Origin of the sequence: Streptomyces sp. NPDC048560, from assembly GCF_040650955.1 — a bacterium.
GTDB lineage: Bacteria > Actinomycetota > Actinomycetes > Streptomycetales > Streptomycetaceae > Streptomyces.
Genome location: NZ_JBEZIJ010000005.1, coordinates 376023 through 399312, shown reverse-complemented (window position 1 = coordinate 399312; position 23290 = coordinate 376023). Strand labels below are relative to the sequence as shown.

Sequence of the window (23290 nt, the reverse complement as noted above, 5' to 3'; positions counted from 1 at the left end):
CTCGTAAGACGTCCCGCACCCCAGATCTCTGCCAGTAAAGAGCTCTTGCGGTGTTCAAGGAGGACGTCCATGACGAGCATCAACGAGCAGCCGATTCCTGCTGCCCGCCCGGTCATCGGTGAAGAAGAGATCGAGGCCGCCGTACGCGTGCTGCGCAGCGGACGCGTCGTACAGGGGCCGGAGGTGGCGGCGTTCGAGGAGGGCTTCTCGGAGGTGGTCGACGGCCGTCACTGCGTCGCCGTCAACTCCGGCACCTCCGCGCTGCACCTTCTGCTCCTCGCCCTGGGCATCGGCCCGGGCGACGAGGTGATCGTCCCCTCGTTCTCCTTCGCCGCGTCCGCCAACGCCGTCCGCCTCGTCGGCGCCGACGTCGTCTTCGCCGACATCGAGCCCGGCAGCTTCGGCCTGGACCCGGCAGCCGTCGAGGCCGCGATCAAGCCGCGTACCGCCGCGATCATGCCGGTGCACCTCTACGGTCACCCGGCGGCGATGGACAAGCTCATGCCCATTGCGGAGAAGCACAAGCTGGCCGTCGTCGAGGACGCCTGCCAGGCGCACGCCGCCGCTCTCGACGGGACGCCCGTGGGTGCCTTCGGAGCCGGCGGAACGTTCAGCTTCTACCCGACGAAGAACATGCACTCCCTCGAGGGCGGCATGGTCACGACGGCCGACGCCGAGCTCGCCCGCACGCTGCGCCTCCTGCGCAACCAGGGCATGGAGCAGCGGTACGCCAACGAGATCGTCGGCGCCAACATGCGTATGACGGACGTGTCCGCGGCCGTCGGCCGCGTACAGCTGGCGAAGCTCCACGGCTGGACCGAGCAGCGCCGCGCCAACGCCGCCTACCTCGACGCGCACATCACCACCCCGGCCGTGACCACCCCGCCGGTCGCCGAGGGCGCGCGCCACATCTACCACCAGTACACGATCCGGATCCAGGGCGACCGCGACGCCGCGATGGCCGCGCTCACCGAGGCGGGCGTCGGCAACGCCGTCTACTACCCGACGCCGATCCACCGGCTGCGGCCCTACTGGGAGCCGGACCAGAAGGCGGGCCGCACCTGGGACCTGCCGGAGACCGAGCGCGCCGCGGCGGAGGTCGTCTCGCTGCCCGTCCACCCCTCGCTCTCCGAGCGTGACCTGGAGCGCATCGCCGACGCCGTGAACACCCTGGGAGCGAAGCTGTGACCGCCGCACTCAAGGCCGGCCTGATCGGTCTCGGCTCCATGGGGCGCCACCACGCCCGTGTGCTCGCCGGGCTCGACGGCGTGACCCTGGTCGGCGTCGTCGACCCGATGGGGGACAAGAACGGCTGGGCTCAGGGTGCTCCCGTCCTGTCCACCGTCGAGGAGCTCATCGCCCTCGGAATCGACTACGCCGTCGTGGCGTGTCCCACCGGACTGCACGAGGAAGTCGGGCTGCAGCTGGCCGACGCCGGTGTCTGCGCCCTGATCGAGAAGCCGCTCGCGGACACCGTCGAGGGCGCCCGCCGCCTCGTGGACGCGTTCGAGTCGCGCGGCCTGGTGGCCGGTGTCGGCCACATCGAGCGCTGCAACCCGGCCCTGCTCTCCCTGCGCGCCCGCCTGGAGGCCGGTGAGCTCGGCGACGTCTACCAGGTCGTCACCCGCCGCCAGGGCCCCTTCCCGCACCGCATCGCCGACGTCGGCGTGGTGAAGGACCTGGCCACGCACGACATCGACCTCACGGGCTGGGTGACCGGCCAGACGTACACCTCGATCGCCGCGCACACCGTGTCGAAGTCGGGCCGCCCGCACGAGGACATGGTCTCCGCCGTGGGCAAGCTCTCCGGGGGCACGATGGTGAACCACCTGGTCAACTGGCTGAGCCCGCTCAAGGAGCGCTTCACCTCGGTCACCGGCGAGCGCGGCTGCTACATCGCCGACACCCTCACGGCCGACCTGACGTTCCACTCCAACGCCGCGGTGACCACCGAGTGGGAGGCGCTCCGCGCGTTCCGCGGTGTCTCCGAGGGCGACATGATTCGTTACGCGATCCCGAAGCGCGAGCCGCTGCTCGTCGAGCACGAGCTCTTCCGGGACGCTGTGCTGGGAGAGCCGGCCGACATCTGCACCCTGCGGCAGGGGCTCCGTACGGTCGAGGTGGCAGCTTTGGTGCTGGAGTCGGCCAGGAGCGGCCGGACGCTGGTCATTGAGACAGGAGAGCCCGCTAACCATGGCGGTTGAGAGTTTGGTGGAGCTGCAGAGCGGCTCCCGAGGCAAGATTGTCATGCTCGTCGACAATGGCGTGAATGGCGATTCCCGCGTGCAGAAGGAAGCACGTTCCATGGCCGCGGCCGGCTGGGACGTGGTCCTGCTGGGGAAGTCGCCGACGAAGAAGGAACAGAGCTGGCAGCTCGGTGACGCCGAAGTGCGGCTTCTGCACGTGCCGACTCCTCTGCACCGCAGGCGGCACGAGTACCGGCGGGCCGTGCTGCGCTCACCGCTCGCGTACCGGCCGGGACCGCTCGCCGCCTACCGCAAGCAGCGGATGAAGGCGTGGCGGGCCGAGCTGAACATCCAGCTCATCCAGGCAGGCCGCGAGGGCTCGGCGCTCCGCAAGCTGAAGCTGCTGCCTCCGCGGGTCCTCGCCAAGTCGATGAACAAGTGGGTGAAGCTGCGTGTGAAGCGGACGGAGGCCCTGGAGCAGCGCCGCAAGGACATGAAGTCCCCGCTGGACCGCTTCACCACGGCCTTCTGGCTGCGCACGATGGGCGACAGGTCCTGGCGTCGGCTCGACCCGGCGCTGTGGGACATGGAGCTGGCCTACGGCAAGGTCATCGACTCCCTCAAGCCCGACCTGATCCACGCCAACGACTTCCGCATGCTCGGCGTGGGCGCCCGCGCCAAACTGCGGTCGGAGGCCAAGGGCCGTCCCGTCAAGCTGGTCTGGGACGCCCATGAGTTCCTGCCGGGCATCAAGCCGTGGAACTCCCATCCCCGATGGCACATCGCGCAGTGTGGCTATGAGCGGGAGTTCTCCCGGTACCCCGATGCCGTCACGACGGTCTCCGAGACGCTCGCTGACATGCTGGCCGAGCGGCACGGTCTCAAGACCAGGCCCGAAGTGGTGCTGAACGCGCCCGACGCGGAGATCTCGCCCGAGCAGGCGTCCGAGCCCGTACCGGACCTGCGTGAACTGTGCGGCATCGGCCCCGACGTACCGCTCGCCGTGTACAGCGGTGCCGCGGCCCCGCAGCGTGGCCTCGACGTCATGGTCGAGTCGCTGCCCCAGCTGCCTGACCTGCACGTCGCGTTCGTGGTGCTGCGTACCACGTCCGAGTACATGAACAGGCTGATGACGCGTGCGGCGGACCTGGGCGTCGCTGACCGGTTGCACATCCTGCCGTACGTCCCGCATTACCAGGTCGTCCCGTTCCTGGCCTCGGCGGACGTGGGAGTCATCCCGATCCACCACTGGCCGAACCACGAGATCGCCCTGATCACGAAGTTCTTCGAGTACTCGCACGCCCGGCTGCCGCTCGTCGTCAGTGACGTCAAGACGATGGGCGAAATGACCGCCCGCACGGGGCAGGGCGAGGTGTTCACGGCCGAGGACGTCTCGGACTACGTCAGAGCCGTCAAGTCGGTGCTGGCAGACCCCGCGAAGTACCGCGACGTCTACGACTCCGCGGGCCTGCTCGACGTGTGGACCTGGGAGGCTCAGGCCGAGGTGCTCGACGGGGTGTACACCCGCCTGCTCGGTGGCTCGCGCAGCAAGACCACCACGTCGGTTCCGCAGGTGGTGGCATGACCGTCAGACCTGACGTCACCGTTGTCGTCGCCGTCTACAACACGATGCCTTACCTGACGGAGTGCCTGAACTCCTTGGTCGGGCAGAGCATCGGCCTGGATCGTCTTGAGGTCGTCGCGGTCGACGACGGTTCGACGGACGAGAGCAGCGCCGAACTGGACCGGTTCGCCGCGAAATACCCGGGCACGGTCAAGGTCATTCACCAGGCCAACTCGGGAGGGCCCGCGGCCCCCAGCAACCGGGCTCTTGACGTGGCCACGGGCCGCTTCGTGTACTTCATAGGCTCTGACGACTACCTGGGCGCAGAGGCCCTGGAGCGGATGGTGTCCTACGCGGACGAGCACGGCTCGGACGTGGTGATCGGCAAAATGGTCGGTACCAACGGCCGTTACGTCCATCAGAAGCTGTACGCGAAGAACGATCCCGACATCAGCCTGTACGACTCGAATCTGCCCTTCACGCTGGCGAACACCAAGCTTTTCCGCCGCGAGCTGGTCGAGAAGCACCACCTGCGCTTCCCGGAGGACCTGCCGGTCGGCAGCGACCAGCCCTTCACCATCGAGGCGTGTGTCAGAGCGAGGAAGATCTCCGTCCTCTCCGACTACACCTTCTACTACGCGGTGAAGCGCGGCGACGCCAGCAACATCACCTACCGGGCGAATCACCTCGCCCGACTCCGCTGCACCACCTCGATCATGAAGCACGTCGCGTCCCTCATCGAGGCCGGTCCGCAGCGGGACGCCCTGTTCAAGCGGCACTTCACCTGGGAGATCGCCAAGCTCGTCCAGGGCGACTTCCCGGCCCTGGAGCCGGCTGTCCGCCGCGAAGTCTGTGCCGGTATCGCGGCGCTCGCCGACGAATACCTCGGTGACGCCCTGCGGGACGCCCTGGACGTCAAGCGACGGGTAAGGATCTGCCTGGCGCAGGCGGGTGCTGTCGACGAACTGATCCAGGCGATCACGGAGGAGGCGGAGCACGGTGCGCCGCCGTTCCACCTGGAGGACGGCCGGGCCTTTGCGCGCTACCCGGGCTTCCGTGATGAGGCGCTGGGTCTCTCCGACCGCTGCTACGAGCTGGTCGGCGAGGCCGTGCCCGGACGGCTGGCGAAGGGCACGCAGCTGGTCAGCGCGGAGTGGGACCAAACCGGCGACGACCTGGGACTGGACCTGACGGTGCGGATCGGTGTCACAGGTGACACCGACTCCCTCGCCGTGCGCCTCGCGACGGGTGCGATGCCCAAGAGTGCGGACAAGCCAGGGGCACGCCGAATGCCGCGGGCGCACGTACTCCCCGCGGTCGAGGGCGAGTTCACCCGCCAGGTCACCGCGGACGGGCAGGCGACCCTGCTGCGTGGCCGGATCCCGGTCCAGGCCGCCAAGTCGAAGCGAGGTGTCCGCGTCTACGCCGACGTGGCAGGCTCGACGTACGAGATTCCCGTGCGGACGGACGGGCTGCCCATGCCGCTGGCACGCCGGTGGGGGCAGACGAACCCGCACCGTGTCTCGGCAAGCCCGAACAACAAGGGCCGGCTCGTGATCACCACGGCTCCCCTCTGGGAGAACAAGTCCGGCGAGGGCCCGCGGCTGCGCCGCGTGCTGTCCAGGCTGAAGAGGAAGTAACCCCGATGAACATCTGTGTAGTCGCGCTCGGCAAGATCGGTCTTCCGCTCGCCGTGCAGTTCGCCGCCAAGGGCCACAAGGTCATCGGCGCGGACGTCAACGAGAAGGTCGTCGAGCTGGTCAACGCGGCCACCGAGCCGTTCCCCGGTGAGTACGACCTGGACGTCAAGCTCAAGGAGACGGTGGGCGCGGGCCTGCTGTCCGCGACCACGGACACGACGGCCGCGGTCGCCGCGTCCGACGCCGTCGTGGTCGTCGTACCGCTCTTCGTGGACGCCGAGGGCACCCCGGACTTCGGCTGGATGGACTCGGCGACGAAGGCCATCGCCGCGGGCCTGAAGCCCGGCACCCTCGTCTCGTACGAGACCACGCTGCCGGTCGGTACCACCCGCACCCGCTGGGCGCCGATGCTCGCCGAGGGCTCCGGCCTCACCCCGGGCGAGGACTTCCACCTGGTCTTCTCCCCGGAGCGCGTGCTCACGGGCCGCGTCTTCGCCGACCTGCGCCGCTACCCGAAGCTCGTCGGCGGTATCGACGAGTCGTCGGCGCAGCGGGGTGTCGAGTTCTACGAGGCCGTCCTCGACTTCGACGACCGCGAGGACCTGCCCCGCCCGAACGGCGTCTGGGACCTGGGTACGGCCGAGGCGTCCGAGCTCGCGAAGCTCGCCGAGACCACCTACCGCGACGTCAACATCGGTCTGGCCAACCAGTTCGCCCGGTTCGCCGACAAGTCCGGCATCGACGTCAAGAAGGTCATCGAGGCCTGCAACAGCCAGCCGTACAGCCACATCCACCAGCCCGGCATCGCCGTCGGCGGCCACTGCATCCCGATCTACCCGCGGATGTACCTGTGGAACGACCCGGAGGCGACCGTCGTGCGCTCGGCCCGCGAGGCCAACGCCGCGATGCCCGAGTACGCCGTGGACCTGCTGGCCGCCGCCTACGGCGACCTGGACGGCGCCGGCGTGCTGGTGCTCGGTGCCGCCTACCGCGGCGGTGTCAAGGAGACGGCCTTCTCCGGCGTCTTCGGTGTCGTCGAGGCACTGAAGGCGCGCGGCGCCATGCCGTTCGTCTCGGACCCGATGTACACCCCCGAGGAACTGACCGCACACGGTCTCGTCCCGCACGAGGGCCAGGCCGTCACCGCGGCCATTCTCCAGGCGGATCACGCCGAGTACCGTGACCTTTCCGCAGCCGATCTTCCGGACGTCCGTGTGCTGGTCGACGGACGTCGTACGACGGACCCGGCCAACTGGGCGGGTGTCCGCCGCGTTGTCATCGGCGGCTGACCGGGCGCGGGGCCGGGCCGGCTTCGGCGTCCTCCCGATCCCCCACGAGCACCCGACAGGTTCTTGATCGTACGGAAGTGCGAACTCTGCGCCCCGGCAGTCCAACTGGCTGCCGGGGCATCGGCGGCTGACGGGCGTCAGCGGACCATGCGGTCCAGCAGGTTCTTCGTCGCTGTCCGGATCCGCTCGTCGACCTTGCCCTTGTCATGGAGGGCAAGCGGCCACTGGAAGGTGCCGGCGACGAAGACCATCGTGCCGCGGCCGTCCACGCACACGCTCGTGTTCTGCATCCGCTGTCCGCGGCCCAATCGGTCCTGGTAAGGCGAGGCCGACAGGAGCGTCTGCTCGACACCCGCGGGGAGGGGATAGTCGGCCTGGTAGCCGTCGGCCTCGATGGACACCATGCCCGGGATCGCATCTCCGTCGCGCAGATCTGTCCCCTCCCACAGCCAGTGGTCGGCGTTCTCGACCACGAGGGGGACGGGCGGCGCGAGGATGCCGCTGAACTGCACGCCGAGCAGGCCCTGCTCGGCGCGGCTGCCGTCGGCCGTCAGCATCCGCCACTTGTCGGTCCGCTCCTCCCTCTCCGCATCCCGCTCCTCCCGCTCCGCCCTCTCCACATACGCTTCGGAGTCCTGCTTGTAGCAGGCGACGACGCGATGGGCCCGCCCGTCGGCGGAGTCCTCCAGACGGATGCGGAAGTAGACGTTGTTCGCGGCGAGGAAGGCGAGATGGGTGCCGTGCGCGACGGCCTTCGAGGCCGTGTCGCGCATGGCCTGCGACCAGTACTCGTCGTGGCCCGGAAAGACGATGGCGCGGTGCCGGGCGGGATCGATCTGCCCGTCGTGCAGGTCCGTGCTTGCGGCGTAGGTCACGTCGTATCCCTCCGCCTCCGCCCAGTGGATGAAGGCGGTGTCGAGTGCGAACCAGCGGGGGAGGCCGAACTGGGCGTAGGGGCGGTCGAACGACACGTTCACGGCGCGCTCGGTGAATCCGCCGACCTCGCCGTTCGGCAGAAAGCCGCGGTAGAGGTTCTTGCCGGTCCGCCCGTCCTCCGGCCACAAGTTGTAGGCCTGGTAGGTCGTGAAGGGCAGCACGACCAGGATGTCCGACCGGCGCTTGGGCTCGCGGACCACGAACGGTGTATAGCTGCGGTATCCGTCGACGGTGGTGAAGACGGCGAGATACGCACCGGATATCCAGCTCCCGGGTATCTCAAGCGTCCACGAGACGGGCCAGCCGCAACTGATCATCCCGGTGCGGGAGTCCGACGCGGGGACAGGCTGCGGGGTGCCGCTCAGCCGGGGGCTCGTCGCAAGACGCCTGGCGCCCTTGCCCCCATAGTGGCCGAGCCGGTAGACGGCGACGGTGAAGTCCTGTGCCGGCCGTACCGACACATGGAAGTCCACCGACTCGCCCGGACTCACCGAGCTGAGCGAGGCATAGCCCTGGACCCGCGGGTCGAGATCCGTCGCCTTGCGCGTGTGCTGACGACCCAGCTCCCAGCTGCGCGAACCGGCAAGGCCGTTCTCGCGGACGACGGGGTTGTCTCCTGAGATGGCGTCGCGCGGGACGGCGGACGCCTGGGCCGGGATCAGCTTGTCACGCAGGCCGTAGCCTGCGGCGGCTGCGGTCCCCAGGCCGAGGGCGCCTATCGCGGTACGGCGGGACACACGAGACATGGACTGTTCCTCCGGCTGTTCCTCAGGGCGCCGCCTCGATCATCGGGAGATCGAGTGGCAGGGCGGGGGCACCGGACCACTGGCCCGGTGCGTCATACGAATAGGTCCGGTTTGCCAAGTACAGGCCGCTGGCATGCCCGTCCTGAGGGAGCCGGCTGACCGGTCGGCTCAGCTGCCGATCAGGGACGAGTCGCCCGGCTTGCTCTGCTGGCGCTGCCGCAGTCCGCGCGTACCGCTCCCGTCTGGACCCAGTCGACGGATTGCACGTTCCGCCGGGTGCTCGACATACACGTAGAGGACGCAGGCGAGCACCTGGCTGGTGACGAGGATGACCAGCCACGTACCGGCGATCGCGGGAAGGGATTCCGGATCCGGGCGTCCCGCCGCGCCCAGCACGATCCGGATCACGATCTCGTGCACCAGGTACCAGGCGAACGACCAGTGCCCCAACCGGACCATCCAGGGGCCGCTCAGTGTTGTGCGCAGGTTGTGCACGTCGGCGTGGGCCGCCGCGGCCACGAGGAGGGCGAAGACGGGCCCGGCCAGCAGCTGGGACGCGCTGTAGGCGCCGTACCACTCGCGGTCGGGCACCGAGTGGGACCAAGGGATCAGCGCAAGGTGCCAGCCGAGCACCAGTAGTGCGGCGACCGGCAGCGACAGGGGCGGACGCCACCCCCTCTTGACCGCGAGACCGGCGACGATACCGAGGACGAACTGCAGGATCCGGGTTGCCGGAAGGTAGTCCAGGGCCAGGCTGCGCGTCGTGGGATCGGCGATCTGCGACGCGAGGACCCACACCGCCAGCGTCGCCGCGAACACACCGCACGCGACAGCGAGCCAGGTGCGCTGCGTGCGGCCTGCGAGCATGGCGAGCAGGAGCGGGAAGCACACGTAGAAGAACGCCTCGTCGCTCAGCGACCAGCCCGCGGGGTTGCCGCCCTTGGCGATGACCGGGTCGAGCACCCAGGCATGCAGGAGTGTGAACGACACGGCGACGGCCTTCTTCGACACCGGATTGTCGAACACGATCCAGACAGCGACGGACAGCGCGGTCGTCAGCGCGAACAGCGGCCAGATACGGGCGAATCGGCGCCAGAGGAAGACCCGGACGGGTACGCGGTTCCCGTCGTAGGTCCACGCGAGGACGAATCCGGAGAGCACGAAGAAGAAGGTCACGCCGGAGCGCCCGTACCACACGGTCTGACTGATCCCGGGTATCTCGCCGACCCCGCGGGAGAGGTGGTAGAGCACCACGACAAGGGCGGCCCAAAAGCGCAACCCGGTCAGGGAAGGAAGCCGGTCGCGGCTCGGGGAAGGAAGTCGGTCGCGGCTCGGAGAAGCCGAGGGAACCGTCGAACTCCCCAATATCCGGTTGTTCACCATGCCGCCTTCCGGGCTCAGGGTCGCAGATGAGGATACGGCCAACGCTCCTGAGGACGAAAGCGTGCTGATACCGGCGCGGGTGGAGTCTGCGAGGCGAGGCACGGCGGTCAGCGCGCCGGAGGCTCCGATGGCCGGGCGGTGAGCGGGAACGGCAGGCCGTTCCCGCTGCGGCCTGCATGTACCGGTAGGTCCGGGGAGCATCGTCCACCGCGATCCGGTCCCGGGCCGCAGCAGCGTGCCCCGTCAGTCGCGCTTCGTGAGTACGCAGTCCTTCTCGTCGTACACCTCGCCTGTCCGTGGGCACTCCCACGCACCCTCCTCGCCCACGCGCTCTGTCAGACGGACGCCCGAGCGGCCCACCCAGCCCGCCTGGCGCGCTGGTACGCCCATGACCAGGGCGAAGTCCGGGACGTTCTTGGTGACCACCGAGCCGGCCGCGACCATCGCCCAGCGGCCGATCGTGAGCGGGGCCACGCATACCGCGCGGGCTCCGATGGATGCTCCCTCGGCGATCCTGACGCCGACGGCCTCCCAGTCGCCGCCGCGCTTCTGGTGTCCTTCGGGATCCACCGAGCGCGGGTTGTGGTCATTGGTGAGCACCACGGCCGGGCCGACGAAGACACCGTCGGCGAGCTCGGCCGGCTCGTACACCAGGGCGTAGTTCTGGATCTTGACGTTGTTGCCGATCCGCACGCCGGTGCCGACGTAGGCGCCGCGGCCGACCACGCAGCCCTCGCCGAGCCGTGCACCTTCCCGGATCTGCGCGAGCTCCCAGACACTGCTGCCGTCGCCGATCTCGGCGCTCTCGTCGACCTGGGCGGTGGGCTGGACTCTGTAATTCACGTGGTGCGCCTTCCGAAGAGCGGACTTGCCCGGAGAGCTTACGATCCGGGGCCGCCGGCGGGGCCGCCGGGCATCTGCATGTGCGCCCGCGCCGAAATCTCCAAATGGCAAAGCGAGGTGCACGCATGGGAATGGAATCCGTGCGGACCCGCGGCAGCCGGCGAAGCACGGACTGATCGAAGAGGACTACAAGGACTACGAGAAGGACGACGAGGACGACAGCGGACTTCGTGGAACGGGTCCAGGAAGACGTCTGACGGAATTCGGAGCCGCGCGCCTCGAATGGCCGTCCTCCGGCTGCCGTCCACCGGATCACCGGAGTTGTGCCGGCCGCAGCCCGGACGCAAGGCGTCCCGGGTCCCCCTACCCGCCCCGCCCCACCCGGTTTGACCCCCCGCATCCCGCCCCGTAGCCTTGACCCTCGGCGTGTTTACGTGCGCCTACCCCTGAGCACATCCCTCCCGGCCACGGCGTTCGCGCCGTACGTCACGGAGAGGCCGCTCATCCTTCCGGATCGTCGCGGGCTTCGGCCTGTGCGAGCGGCTGGCATCAGGGGATCCGTTCCGAGCGAAAGAGAGATCCGCGTGTACGCCATCGTGCGCAGCGGTGGTCGCCAGCACAAGGTAGCTGTCGGCGACATCGTTGAGGTTGACAAGATTCCCACCGCCAAGGTCGGCGACACCGTAGAGCTCTCTACGCTGCTCGTGGTCGACGGCGACGCCGTCACCAGCGACCCGTGGGTGCTGGCCGGGATCAAGGTTCAGGCCGAGATCGTGGACCACCACAAGGGCGCGAAGATCGACATCCTTCGCTACAAGAACAAGACCGGCTACCGCCGTCGCCAGGGTCACCGCCAGCAGTACACGGCGATCAAGGTCACCGGTATCCCCGCGGCTGCGAAGTAAGGGACTGAGGAGACATGGCACATAAGAAGGGCGCATCGTCCACTCGGAACGGGCGCGATTCCAATGCTCAGCGGCTCGGCGTGAAGCGCTTCGGCGGTCAGGCCGTCAACGCCGGTGAGATCCTGGTCCGCCAGCGCGGTACCCACTTCCACCCGGGCACGGGCGTCGGCCGTGGCGGCGACGACACGCTGTTCGCGCTGACCGCCGGTGCGGTGGAGTTCGGTACGCACCGTGGCCGCAAGGTCGTGAACATCGTTCCGCTCGCCGTCTGATTTCAGGCACGCGCAGAACGACACACAGCACCTTCCGAGGGCGGATCTCAGCTTTCCCGGTAATCGGGGAAGCGGGTCCGCCCTCGGCGTGTTACGTACAGAGACATTCCCGTATTTACCTGGAGGCACCAACCATGACCACCTTCGTGGACCGCGTCGAGCTGCATGCCGCCGCGGGTAACGGGGGCCACGGCTGCGCCTCCGTCCACCGTGAGAAGTTCAAGCCGCTGGGAGGCCCCGACGGGGGCAACGGCGGCCGTGGCGGCGACGTGATCCTGGTCGTCGAGCAGGCCGTCACCACGCTGCTGGACTATCACCACAGCCCTCACCGCAAGGCCACCAACGGCCAGCCCGGTGCGGGTGACAACCGTTCCGGCAAGGACGGTCAGGACCTCGTGCTGCCGGTGCCCGACGGCACTGTCGTCCTCGACACGGAGGGCAACGTGCTGGCCGACCTGATCGGCCAGGGGACCACCTTCGTCGCCGGCCAGGGCGGGCGTGGCGGCCTCGGCAACGCGGCGCTGGCCTCCGCCCGCCGCAAGGCCCCCGGCTTCGCGCTGCTGGGCGAGGCGGGCGTGAGCCGGGACATCGTCCTGGAGCTCAAGACCGTCGCGGACGTCGCGCTCGTGGGTTACCCGAGTGCCGGCAAGTCCTCGCTGATCTCGGTGCTCTCGGCGGCCAAGCCGAAGATCGCGGACTACCCGTTCACGACCCTCGTGCCGAACCTGGGTGTCGTCACCGCCGGATCCACCGTCTACACGATCGCCGACGTGCCTGGGCTCATTCCCGGCGCCAGCCAGGGCAAGGGGCTCGGGCTCGAGTTCCTGCGCCACGTCGAGCGCTGCTCGGTGCTCGTGCACGTCCTGGACACGGCGACGCTCGAATCCGACCGCGACCCGCTCTCCGACCTCGACATGATCGAGGAGGAGCTCCGGCTGTACGGCGGTCTGGAGGACCGTCCGCGCATCGTCGCCCTCAACAAGGTCGACATCCCGGACGGCCAGGACCTCGCCGACATCATCCGCCCGGACCTGGAAGCCCGCGGATACCGCGTCTTCGAGGTCTCGGCCATCGCGCACAAGGGCCTGAACGAGCTCTCGTACGCCCTCGCCGGGATCATCGCCGAGGCGCGCGCCACCAAGCCGGCCGAGGAGTCGACCCGGGTGGTCATCCGTCCGAAGGCCGTCGACGATGCCGGCTTCACCGTCAAGCTCGACGACGAGGGCATCTACCGCGTGCGCGGCGAGAAGCCCGAGCGCTGGATCCAGCAGACCGACTTCAACAACGACGAGGCCGTCGGCTACCTCGCCGACCGGCTCAACCGCCTCGGTGTCGAGGACGCGCTGCGGAAGGCGGGTGCCAACGCCGGCGACGCGGTGGCCATCGGCTCCGCGGAGAACGCGGTCGTCTTCGACTGGGAGCCGACCATGAGCGCCGGCGCCGAGATGCTGGGCCGTCGTGGCGAGGACCACCGGCTGGAGGCGCCGCGGCCCGCCGCGCAGCGTCGCCGGGACCGTGAGGGCGAGCGCGACGACCCGCAGCGCGAGTACGACGAGTTCGACCCCTTCTAAAGAGGCCCTCCAAGGGCTCCAGGAGTCCTCCGAGCAGAAGGACCTCTGCGTGCGTGAGGCCCGTCGCGGCGCCGTTCGAAACGGTGCGCGGCGGGCCTCACGCGCGCCGGGCGATGCCCAATTCGCCGTGTCGGTACGGACACTCAGCGTCACGCTCGCCACAATTGCCTGATGGCGGGCCCTGTTGGGCGCTCCGGGCGTGCGGATTGGGTAACACGTCTGTGGAGTCGGTCACGGCCCGTGCACCCCTGCGGAGGTCAACCTCCCTGGCCAGGCGGTGAACCAGGGGTTTCCCAGAGGTATGCGCCGTTCGACGTCCGCCTTGCGAGACGGTCACGGAGAGTGCGACCATCACACTGTTCCCTCGTCATCGCAAGGTAGGTCGTCTGTGTCTGTGCCGCACCACGCCAAGCCCCGGACCACTGCTGTCGTACTCGCCGGTGGTACCGGTCAGCGCGTCGGACTGTCGATCCCCAAGCAGCTGCTGAAGATCGCCGGCAAGGCAGTCATCGAGCACACGCTGACCATCTTCCAGAACGCCGAGGGCATCGACGATGTGATCGTGCTGATGGCGCCGGGATTCGTGCCCGACGTCGAGAAGATCGTCGCCAAGGCCGGACTGACCAAGGTCATCAAGGTCATCGAGGGTGGCAGCACCCGTAACGAGACCACCGAGCGCGCCATCGCGGCCCTCGGTGAGGGCCTCGCCGAGGGTGAGGACCGCAACGTCCTCTTCCATGACGCGGTCCGTCCCCTGCTGTCACAGCGTGTCATCAAGGACTGTGTCGACGCCCTCGACCGCTACCAGGCCGTCGACGTCGCCATCCCGTCGGCGGACACGATCATCGTGACCCGTACGCACGGTGAGGACGGCGAGTTCATCACCGACGTCCCGGACCGGTCCCGGCTGCGCCGCGGCCAGACCCCGCAGGCGTTCAAGCTGTCGACGATCCGCAAGGCGTACAGGATTGCCGCGGGTGACCCCAACTTCCAGGCCACGGACGACTGTTCCGTGGTCCTGAAGTACCTCCCCGACGTGCCGATCTACGTGGTCGCGGGCGACGAGTACAACATGAAGGTGACGCAGCCGGTCGACGTCTTCATCACCGACAAGCTCTTCCAGCTGGCCTCCACCGCGGCCCCCCGCCAGGCCGACGAGGCCGCCTACCGGGAGCTGCTCTCGGGCAAGACGCTGGTGGTCTTCGGCGGTTCGTACGGCATCGGCGCCGACATCGCGACGCTGGCCGAGCAGTACGGCGCGAGCGTCTACGCGCTGGGCCGCTCCACCACCGGTACGCACGTCGAGAACCCTGAGCACGTCGACGACGCGCTGTCCAAGGCGTACGCGGAGACCGGGCGCATCGACTACGTCATCAACACCGCGGGCGTGCTGCGCATCGGCAAGCTGGCGGAGACGGACACCGCGACCATCCAGGAAGCGCTGAACGTCAACTACCTGGCGCCGGTCCAGATCGCCCGCGCCTCGTACAAGTACCTGGCGGAGACCAAGGGCCAGCTGCTGCTCTACACCTCCAGCAGCTACACGCGCGGCCGCGCCGAGTACAGCCTCTACTCCTCCACCAAGGCCGCGATGGTGAACCTCACCCAGGCGCTCGCCGACGAGTGGGCGGGCGAAGGCATCCGGGTCAACTGCGTCAACCCGGAGCGCACGGCCACCCCGATGCGTACCAAGGCGTTCGGCCAGGAGCCCGAGGGCTCGCTGCTCTCCTCGGAGGCCGTGGCCCGTACGTCGCTGGACGTGCTGCTCTCCGCGATGACCGGTCACGTCATCGACGTCCGGCAGCAGGACCCGACCAGTGACGTCTCCGAATCCTCCGGCTTCGAGCAGGCTCTCGCCTCGGTGCTCGACCGTCAGGAAGATGTGTAATAATTCTCGACAAATGATCTCTTTCGGGCCTCTGTGATCGCATTCCGCGAACACAGAGGCCCGAATGCGTGAAGCCCTGCCTTCACATTTCCATCAATACGTGAATCAAACCGGCACCCCCCTGGAGCAGGTTCTTCGTGATTTCGACAGCCATTCGCCTGGCCCGTGTCGGCAGCCGGTCAGAACTGGCCGCGGCCGTCCTGATGATGCTGGGATATCCCCTCATCATGTGCGCCGCACTGCTGCCCAATATCTGGTTCTTCGCGGCGGCCACGGCTGTCACGTATATCGCGGACTGGTATCTCCACCATCGCGGCAGCTATCTCATCAACCGGCTCGGCAAGGTGCGGGCTGGCCTCTCCATCCGCTTCCTGCTCCGCCAGCTGATGGTCATCCTCCTGCTGGCCCGGCTGGGCCTCGCCGCGGAGCCGGTCTTTTACACGACCATCGCCTGCTTCCTGCTCTTCTACGGGCTCCAGGCCCCGCACGGAGCGATGACGACGCTGCTCCGGATGCGCCGCACCATGCCGGTCGTCACGCGCAACGTGGATCTGCATGCCGTGCGCATCCCCGACGCGCCGCCGCGCGCCCTGCTGCACCGCTCGGCCGAGAAGATGCTCCACCTCGACATCCCCGCGATGGCCGGCATCCTGATCGCCGCCGGAACCGGCGTGAACGCCATCGGTTACGCGGGCGCCGCGCTCACCCTGGTGCTGGCGCTCGCCTTCAACGCGACGCTCGTCCGGTACCTGCGCCGCGGCCGGCTTGTGCCCCAGGCGAACGCAGTGCTCAAGGCCGTTGACTCCTGGCTGCGCGAGTACCAGCCGACCGTCATCCTCTACTTCTCCGGCTCCAACGAGTCGGCGTACCAGGGCAACATGTGGCTCGACACGATGGCGAAGGTGGACGGCCGGCCGCTGATCGTCATGCGTGAGCGCGGTCTCGTGCCCCAGCTCGCCGAGACCTCGGTGCCCGTGCTCTGCGTCCCGGCCGGTACGCACCTCATGAACCTGGACTTCTCCAGCGTCCGGGTCTGCCTCTACCCGGCCAACGTCGGCAAGAACATCCACATGCTGCGCGTCCCCACCATGAAGCACGTGTTCATCGGGCACGGCGACAGCGACAAGCTCGCCAGCGTCAACCCGTACTCCAAGGTGTACGACGAGGTGTGGACGGCCGGCCGTGCGGGCCGCGACCGCTACGCCCTGGCCGACGTGGGCATCCGTGACGAGGACATCGTCGAGGTCGGACGGCCGCAGCTCGCACCGATCACGACCTGGACCGGCACCGCGAAGAACCCCGTCCCGACCGTGCTGTACGCCCCCACCTGGGAGGGCTGGGACGACAACCCGGGCAACACCTCGCTGCTGCTGGCGGGCGAGAACATCGTGCGCCGTCTGGTGAACGCCGAGAAGCCGGTGCGGGTCATCTACAAGCCCCACCCCTTCACCGGAATCCGCAGCCCCAAGGCCAAGGCCGTCGACGCGCGGATCCGGAACCTGCTGACCAAGGCCAACGCGAAGCGCGCCGCCGAGTCCCGCTGGGCCGAGGCGGCCGCAGCCGGCGCCACCGGCCGCAACGCCGCGAAGGCCGAGCTGGCGAGGATCGAGGCGGCGCTCGCCGCTCTGGTCAAGCCCGGCAGGTCCGGTGGGGACGACGCCGAGGAGTCGCGGGTCTCGCTCGCCGACCCGTCGCGCCAGGAGCGCGTCGAGGCCCTGCGCGCCGAGTGGAACGACGCCTACTGGCGTTCCTTCGGCTGGTGGGAGCACAAGACGGTGACCGGCTCGCAGCCCAAGCTGTACGACTGCTTCAACGAGTCCGACGCCATGGTCTCGGACATCTCCAGTGTCGTGTCCGACTTCATCGCGAGCGGCAAGCCGTACGCGGTCACCGACTCGGCGGAGCTGGGTGCCGAGGAGTTCAAGCGGCAGAACACCGCTGTGCGCGCCGCGGTCATCCTGTCCAACAGCGCCGAGGAGATCGGCGAGCTGCTGGACGCGGTCGCCGACAGTGCGGCGGACCCGCTGGCCCACGCCAGGGCCGAGCTGAAGAGCTATCTGCTAGGCCCCGACGAGCCGACCTCCCTGGAGCAGTTCAACGCCGCGGTGCGCGCGCTCGCCGCCAAGGCCGAGGCACGCAACGCCGGGGTCAGGCAGCGCATCGGGGAGCAGAGCGTGGCGGCGCCGGACCGCGAGGACGAGTCCAGCGGCGCCGGTGACGGCGAGGAGCAGATCCTCGCGGACGCCGTGGCGGCGGCCGACGCGGACGCGGAGGTCGGCACCGGACCCTCGGCGGTCCACTGATCGTCACCGGGTGACCAGGCCGTCGCGACGGCCGGGCAACCCATCGATCGGCCCGTACATCTCTCCAGGAGAGGGATGTACGGGCCGATCCGCGTGTTGGTGCGCGCACGATGGATCGGATCGGCATTCTGTCTCATTTGTGATGAGAATCAACGAGATGGGTACTGCCGAGGTGGCCATGGATACCAGCGAGTCCGAAGCCCGCGGCCCCGGAGCCGTGGAACCCGGAGCCGTCGAACCCGACGTCAGCATCGTCATCGGGGCCTATGAGGCGATGCCCTACCTGATCCGCTGCCTGGAGTCCGTCGAGGAGCAGACGCTGCCTGCCGGACGCATGGAGATCGTCGCGGTCGACGACGGTTCCACCGACGGCACGGGGGAGTACCTGGACGCCTTCGCGGCCTGTACCGCCATTCCCACGCGGGTCGTCCACCAGGCCAACTCCGGCGGACCCAGCGGGCCGCGCAACGTCGGTCTCGGCCTGGCCCGCGGGCGGTACGTCTTCTTCCTCGACGCCGACGACTACTTCGGCCCCGAGGCCCTGGAGCGGATGGTCGCGATGGGCGACCGGGCCGGTACCGATGTGGTCCTCGGCAAGGTGGTCGGCGTCAACCGTGGCGCGGCCAAGTCGATGTGGAAGGAGACGGTCGAGCGCGCCGACCTGTACCACTCGAACGTCAAGTTCACCCTGAGCGCCCAGAAGCTCTTCCGGCGCGAGCTCCTCCACCGGCTCGGGATGAACTTCGACGAGCGGCTCAGGACCGGCGAGGACGCGCTCTTCACGATGGAGGCGTACCTGCGCGGGCGCGGCGTCTCCGTCGTGGCCGACTACACCTGCTACTACCTCGTGGGCCGGGACGACGGCAAGCATGTGACCAAGAGTGGCGACTACGTACTGAGGTTCGATTCGGCGCGGGCGCTGATGGGACTCATCGCCACCCACGTACCGCCGGGACCCCGCCGGGACTCCCTGATGGTCCGTCCTTTCGTCATTACATTGCTGCCACAATTCGGACCCAATCTGCTGAAGCAGTCGAAGGCTGTCCGGGCGAGGAAGATGGCGCTGGCGGCGCCCCTCCTCTCGGCGTACTGGACCCCCGGACTGGCGCGCGGACTGAAGGCGAACGAACGGCTCAGGCTCACCTGCATCGCGAGGGGCAGGCTCGATCTGCTCCTCGACGTCCTGCGGTTCATGAAGGCCAAGAGCGAGCCCGCACTGGTCCGCGAAGACCGCCCGGCCCGGCTGTACCTTGCGTATCCGCACTTCAGGGACGGTTCCGGTCTGCCCGACTCGGCGTACGAGGTGAACGTCACGGAGTGGATCGGCGGGCGTCGGATCGAGGCGCCGGAGCCGAGGCCCTACGTCTCCCTCGCCCGCCGCGCGGTGCGCAAGATCCGCAGGACGGCGCTGCGGGCACTGCGCGCGTCCCGCCCGCGCCGGATGCGGAGAGGTACGCGCACCAGGGCCTGAGTGTGGCGAAAGTCCTCCCGCGCAAAGGGAATTGTGACGGGCGTCACTCCGCCCCATTGGGCAACCATGAGACCTTGGTGAGAGTCTCATTCACGCCCCGTCTTCCTGGGGTTCACGTCTGTAAGTCCCCCCGGAAAGGCCCTCTCGCCGTGGCGTCCCGACCTGTCGAAACCATTCCCGAAGAGCTCAGCCGTCTCATGAAGTACTTTCCCGAGACACCGGTCGAGGAGCGCACCGCCTTCCACGCAGCCGCGAAGGACTTCCTGGCCCAGGCGGCGCCCAAGCTGGTCAGGCAGTTCTCCCCGATGGCCCGCGTCAAGTGGCACCTCGCGGCCAGCGGACGCGGGGACGAGCTCGTCGACGTCCTGCACTACGAGCGTGAGAACCCCGGCGTCTTCGCCGTCAAGGGCCTGCGGCGTGCCCGCATCGAGCTGCCCGGAGTCGAGAGCTCCTCGCTGCCCCCCACGGTGCGCAACTTCACCCGCAGCGAGCTCCCCGTACGCGGCAAGCTGACCGACCTCGCCTGGCAGGACGGGCGCCTGGTCGTCCGCGGCTACGCGTACATCCCCAACGTCCCCTCGGCGACCGGCAAGCGCTCTCTGCGCGTCGCCGTGCTGCGCCGCCAGGGCAGCAGGAGCACCATCCCGCTGCGGCTGCGCACCGTCCTGGAGCCCAGGGCGACGGCGGAGGCCAAGGGCGCCCTGCACTGCTACGACTGGTCGGGCTTCGAGCTCGCCATCGACCCGTCGCGTCTGCGGACCCGCGGCCAGTGGCAGTCCGGCACCTGGCGCCTGGGCATCGGCATCCCGCGCCCCGGCGGCATGTCCGTCGGCAGCATCCTCAAGAGCAACAGCGGAGCAGCGGGACACAGCCAGGTGCACGTGCTGGACGACGGCGTACGCCTCGTCGCCGGGTACGACCGCAACCGCCTCAAGCTCTCCGTGGACGTCGTGCCCGCCGAGGTCGAGTCCCAGGAGATGGACGACAACGGCCTCACGGTGACGATCCGCGCGCGCGGCACGGCCGCCGCCGCGGGGAAGACCCCGACCGCCCTGCGCATCGACCACGAGGGCACCGAGTTCTCGGCCGACCTCCCCCTGGAGGCCGGCGCCGTCGGCACCGACGGCTGGCACCGGTACACCGCGCGCCTGCCCTTCGGCGACCTGCCCGTCGCGGGCGTCGTTCCCGGCAAGTCCCGCAAGTACCGCGCACGGATCGTCTTCGCGGACGGCACGCTGCGCCGCGCCACCATCGGACAGTCCCTGCGCACCGGCGTGCGGCAGCTGCCCCGCACCCTCGAGTTCGCCGTGCTCACGGACGGCGCCGGCAACTTCACCCCGCAGCTCCGCTCCGCCCAGCCCGTCGTCGACAAGGCCGAATGGTCCGCGAACGGCGAGCTGACGCTGTCCGGTACGTACACGGGCCCGGCCGAGAAGATGAAGTTCGTCCTGCGCCACAGCGGCCGCAACGAGGACAAGCCGCTGCCCGCCGAGTTCGAGAACGGGCGCTTCACCGCCCGCCTCACACCCGACGCCATGCCCGCGTACGACGGGACGCTCCCGCTCCGGGCGGGCCGCTGGCTCCCGTTCCTGCGCGCCCGTGACGAGTGGAACCACCGGCACGACATCCCCGTGACGATCCGCCCCGACCTGGTCTCCCTCCTGCCGTCGCCCCACGCCGGCGCCCGCCGGACGTACACCCTGGAGCGGCTCGACTACGACCGGATCTTCCTGGAGTCGGGTCCCGTCCTGGAGCCCGAGCTCCGCGGCGCTTACCGCCAGCGGCTCATGCGCGACGTGTACACCCCCGAACAGCGCAAGCTGCCGCTGCGCGAGGCCGTGCTCTACAACAGCTTCGGCGGCAAGCAGTTCTCCGACTCGCCGCGCGCGGTCTACGAGGAGCTCGTACGCCGCGGCACGCAGGTCGAGCACATCGCGATGGTCCACGACGAGCAGGTCGTACTGCCGCCGGGTGTCCGCGGAGTGCTGTGGGGCAGCAAGGAGTGGTACGAGGCACTGGCCCGCAGCCGCTACATCGTCACCAACGGCGGCATCCGCGAGTGGTTCGTCCGCCGTGAGGGCCAGGTCGTCGTGCAGACCTGGCACGGCACGCCCCTCAAGCGCATCGGCGCCGACCTGCTCGGCACCCCGCAGGCCAACCTCGCCTACATCTCCAGCCTGCCGCAGCGTTCGCGCCAGTACAGCCTCTTCATCACGCCGAACGCCTTCACGACGCCGATCATGACCAACTCCTTCCGCCTCCAGTGCGAGGTCCTGGAGGCGGGTTACCCGCGCAACGACGTCTTCCACGCCCCGGACCGGGTCAAGCGCGCGGCGGCCGTACGGGAGAAGCTCGGCATCCCCGCGGGCAAGAAGGTCGTCCTGTACGCGCCGACCTGGCGCGACGACCAGCGCTACGGCGGCCGGCGCTTCAAGCTCGACAACCAGATCGACGTCACCGCCGCCCAGGAACAGCTCGGCGACGACCACGTGCTGCTCTACCGCAAGCACCACAAGGTCCTCGACAGCATCCCCGGCGCGGGCCAGGGCTTCGTCTGGGACGTCACGTACTACCCGGACATCGCGGACCTCTACCTGATCGCGGACGTGCTGATCACGGACTACTCCTCCGTGCTCTTCGACTTCGCGCACTCCGGCCGGCCGATGCTGTTCTTCACGTACGACCTGGAGCACTACCGGGACACCCTGCGCGGCTTCTACTTCGACTTCACGTCGCGCGCCCCGGGACCGCTGATCAAGACGTCCGCCGAGCTCGTCGACGCGATCCGCAACATCGAGGCGGTCACCGAGGAGTACAAGGAGAAGTACGCCCAGTTCAGGGTGGACTTCTGCGAGCCCTCCGACGGTCTCGCCGCGGCGCGGGTCGTCGACCGGATGCTGACGGTCAACGACGACTGAAGCCGTACCGGCAACGACTGAAGCCGTTCGGGCCGGCCGCGCCCGGCGCCTCCCACCACTGTCCGTCGCGTGTCCATCGGACGGAACGGGAAGGCGCCGGGCGCGGCCGCTCGCGTACTGTGCTGCTCGGGGACGGCCCCCGGAAGCCCGGGCCACGGGGGCCTCGACGGCCCCTCAGCCGAGCGCCGGGCCAGCCAGAGTGAGGAAGTACGTGTCAGCTGCCAGGCCGGGCGTGACCGGTGCCCGCAGGATCGTGGTCAAGGTCGGATCCTCCTCTCTCACCACGGCCGCAGGCGGCCTCGACGCCGACCGTGTCGACGCCCTCGTCGACGTGCTGGCCAACGTCAGGAGCGGCGGGGAGAAGGAGATCGTCCTCGTCTCCAGCGGCGCGATCGCCGCCGGACTCGCCCCGCTCGGACTGGTCCGCAGACCCAAGGACCTGGCCCGTCAGCAGGCCGCCGCCAGCGTCGGCCAGGGTCTCCTGGTCGCCCGCTACACCGCCTCGTTCGCGCGCTACGGCGTACGCGTCGGGCAGGTGCTCCTCACCGCCGACGACACCAGCAGGCGCGCCCACTACCGCAACGCGTACCGCACCCTCGACCAGCTCCTGGACATGGGCGCGCTGCCCGTCGTCAACGAGAACGACACGGTGGCCACGGACGAGATCCGGTTCGGTGACAACGACCGGCTCGCCGCCCTCGTCGCCCACCTCGTCCACGCCGACCTCCTGGTCCTCCTCTCCGACGTGGACGGTCTGTACGACGGCGACCCCCGGACCCCGGGCGCCACACGGGTCGCGGAGATCCACGGGCCGGACGACCTGGAGGGTGTCACGATCGGCAGCGCCGGGAAGGCGGGCGTCGGCACCGGCGGGATGGTGACCAAGGTCGAGGCCGCCCGTATCGCCAGCGCCGCCGGAATCCCCGTCGTCCTGACATCCGCCATTCACGCCGCCGACGCCCTCGCCGGCCGTGACACCGGCACGTACTTCCACCCGACCGGCCGCCGCTCCGCCGACCGGCTGCTCTGGCTCGCCCACGCGTCGACCCCGCAGGGCGCCCTGACCCTCGACGACGGCGCCGTACGGGCCGTGGTGGACCGCCGCACCTCGCTGCTGCCGGCCGGAATCTCCGCTGTCGAGGGCGAGTTCACCGCGGGCGACCCGGTGGAACTGCGCGACCTCTCCGGCCGGGCCGTCGCCCGCGGCCTCGTCAACTTCGACGCCAAGGAGATCCCCCAGTTGCTCGGCCGGTCCACCCGGGAGCTGGCACGGGAACTGGGCCCCGCCTACGAACGCGAGGTCGTACACAGGGACGATCTGGTCATCCTCGCGCCCGGCCTCACCCCCCGAATCGGCTGAAAGTCCGGACATTCG

The 23290-nt window shown here is 69.2% G+C and carries 16 protein-coding genes; 13 read left to right on the top strand and 3 right to left on the bottom strand.

The genetic code is table 11. The features are described 5' to 3' along the window. Window positions 1-69 precede the first annotated feature (69 nt). From AB0C82_RS16810 to AB0C82_RS16790, 5 genes are all read left to right on the top strand, one after another. Window positions 70-1188 (top strand): DegT/DnrJ/EryC1/StrS family aminotransferase, encoded by a 1119-nt coding sequence (locus tag AB0C82_RS16810; RefSeq protein WP_362841866.1) that lies wholly within the window; start codon window positions 70-72, stop codon window positions 1186-1188. Next, complete coding sequence (locus AB0C82_RS16805) at window positions 1185-2204, top strand: Gfo/Idh/MocA family oxidoreductase (RefSeq protein ID WP_362841863.1); 1020 nt, start codon at window positions 1185-1187, stop codon at window positions 2202-2204. The genes AB0C82_RS16810 and AB0C82_RS16805 overlap by 4 nt, the downstream gene beginning before the upstream one ends. Window positions 2205-2304: 100 nt before the next feature. Beyond that, window positions 2305-3771, top strand: a complete 1467-nt coding sequence (locus AB0C82_RS16800) for a glycosyltransferase family 4 protein (protein ID WP_362841860.1) — start codon at window positions 2305-2307, stop codon at window positions 3769-3771. After that, window positions 3768-5390, top strand: a complete 1623-nt coding sequence (locus AB0C82_RS16795) for a glycosyltransferase family 2 protein (protein ID WP_362841857.1) — start codon at window positions 3768-3770, stop codon at window positions 5388-5390. Before AB0C82_RS16800 ends, AB0C82_RS16795 begins: the two co-directional genes overlap by 4 nt. A 5-nt stretch (window positions 5391-5395) precedes the next feature. Further along, a complete protein-coding gene (locus AB0C82_RS16790; protein ID WP_362841854.1) occupies window positions 5396-6679 on the top strand; it encodes a nucleotide sugar dehydrogenase in 1284 nt (427 codons plus the stop codon). A 137-nt stretch (window positions 6680-6816) separates the two neighbouring features. Here AB0C82_RS16790 and AB0C82_RS16785 read toward each other — a convergent pair whose 3' ends face one another. The 3 genes from AB0C82_RS16785 to AB0C82_RS16775 form a co-directional block, all read right to left on the bottom strand. Then, on the bottom strand, window positions 6817-8361 hold the full coding sequence (locus tag AB0C82_RS16785) for a N,N-dimethylformamidase beta subunit family domain-containing protein (protein ID WP_362841851.1): 1545 nt from the start codon (window positions 8359-8361) through the stop codon (window positions 6817-6819). 168 nt (window positions 8362-8529) lie between these two features. Continuing rightward, the gene (locus AB0C82_RS16780; protein ID WP_362841848.1) at window positions 8530-9639 is read right to left on the bottom strand and encodes an acyltransferase; all 1110 of its coding nucleotides are present in this window, start codon (window positions 9637-9639) and stop codon (window positions 8530-8532) included. A gap of 348 nt (window positions 9640-9987) precedes the next feature. Further along, complete coding sequence (locus tag AB0C82_RS16775) at window positions 9988-10587, bottom strand: acyltransferase (protein WP_362841845.1); 600 nt, start codon at window positions 10585-10587, stop codon at window positions 9988-9990. A gap of 584 nt (window positions 10588-11171) precedes the next feature. Between AB0C82_RS16775 and rplU the strand changes: the two genes are divergently transcribed. From rplU to proB, 8 genes are all read left to right on the top strand, one after another. After that, window positions 11172-11492 (top strand): 50S ribosomal protein L21, encoded by a 321-nt coding sequence (rplU, locus tag AB0C82_RS16770; RefSeq protein ID WP_056558958.1) that lies wholly within the window; start codon window positions 11172-11174, stop codon window positions 11490-11492. A gap of 14 nt (window positions 11493-11506) precedes the next feature. Next, complete coding sequence (gene rpmA / locus AB0C82_RS16765; protein ID WP_015608479.1) at window positions 11507-11764, top strand: 50S ribosomal protein L27; 258 nt, start codon at window positions 11507-11509, stop codon at window positions 11762-11764. Between the two features lie 134 nt (window positions 11765-11898). Further along, the gene (obgE, locus tag AB0C82_RS16760; protein ID WP_362841840.1) at window positions 11899-13335 is read left to right on the top strand and encodes a GTPase ObgE; all 1437 of its coding nucleotides are present in this window, start codon (window positions 11899-11901) and stop codon (window positions 13333-13335) included. A 388-nt stretch (window positions 13336-13723) separates the two neighbouring features. After that, complete coding sequence (locus AB0C82_RS16755) at window positions 13724-15223, top strand: bifunctional cytidylyltransferase/SDR family oxidoreductase (RefSeq protein ID WP_362841837.1); 1500 nt, start codon at window positions 13724-13726, stop codon at window positions 15221-15223. A gap of 137 nt (window positions 15224-15360) precedes the next feature. Then, window positions 15361-17526: a hypothetical protein gene (locus AB0C82_RS16750; RefSeq protein WP_362841834.1), complete on the top strand. Its 2166-nt coding sequence runs from the start codon at window positions 15361-15363 to the stop codon at window positions 17524-17526. 178 nt (window positions 17527-17704) lie between these two features. After that, window positions 17705-18997 (top strand): glycosyltransferase family 2 protein, encoded by a 1293-nt coding sequence (locus AB0C82_RS16745; RefSeq protein WP_362842101.1) that lies wholly within the window; start codon window positions 17705-17707, stop codon window positions 18995-18997. Window positions 18998-19194: 197 nt separating this feature from the next. Continuing rightward, entirely contained in the window at window positions 19195-21915 is a 2721-nt protein-coding gene (locus AB0C82_RS16740; RefSeq protein ID WP_362841832.1) for a CDP-glycerol glycerophosphotransferase family protein, read from the top strand. 232 nt (window positions 21916-22147) lie between these two features. Next, on the top strand, window positions 22148-23275 hold the full coding sequence (proB, locus tag AB0C82_RS16735; protein ID WP_362842099.1) for a glutamate 5-kinase: 1128 nt from the start codon (window positions 22148-22150) through the stop codon (window positions 23273-23275). Window positions 23276-23290 lie beyond the last annotated feature (15 nt).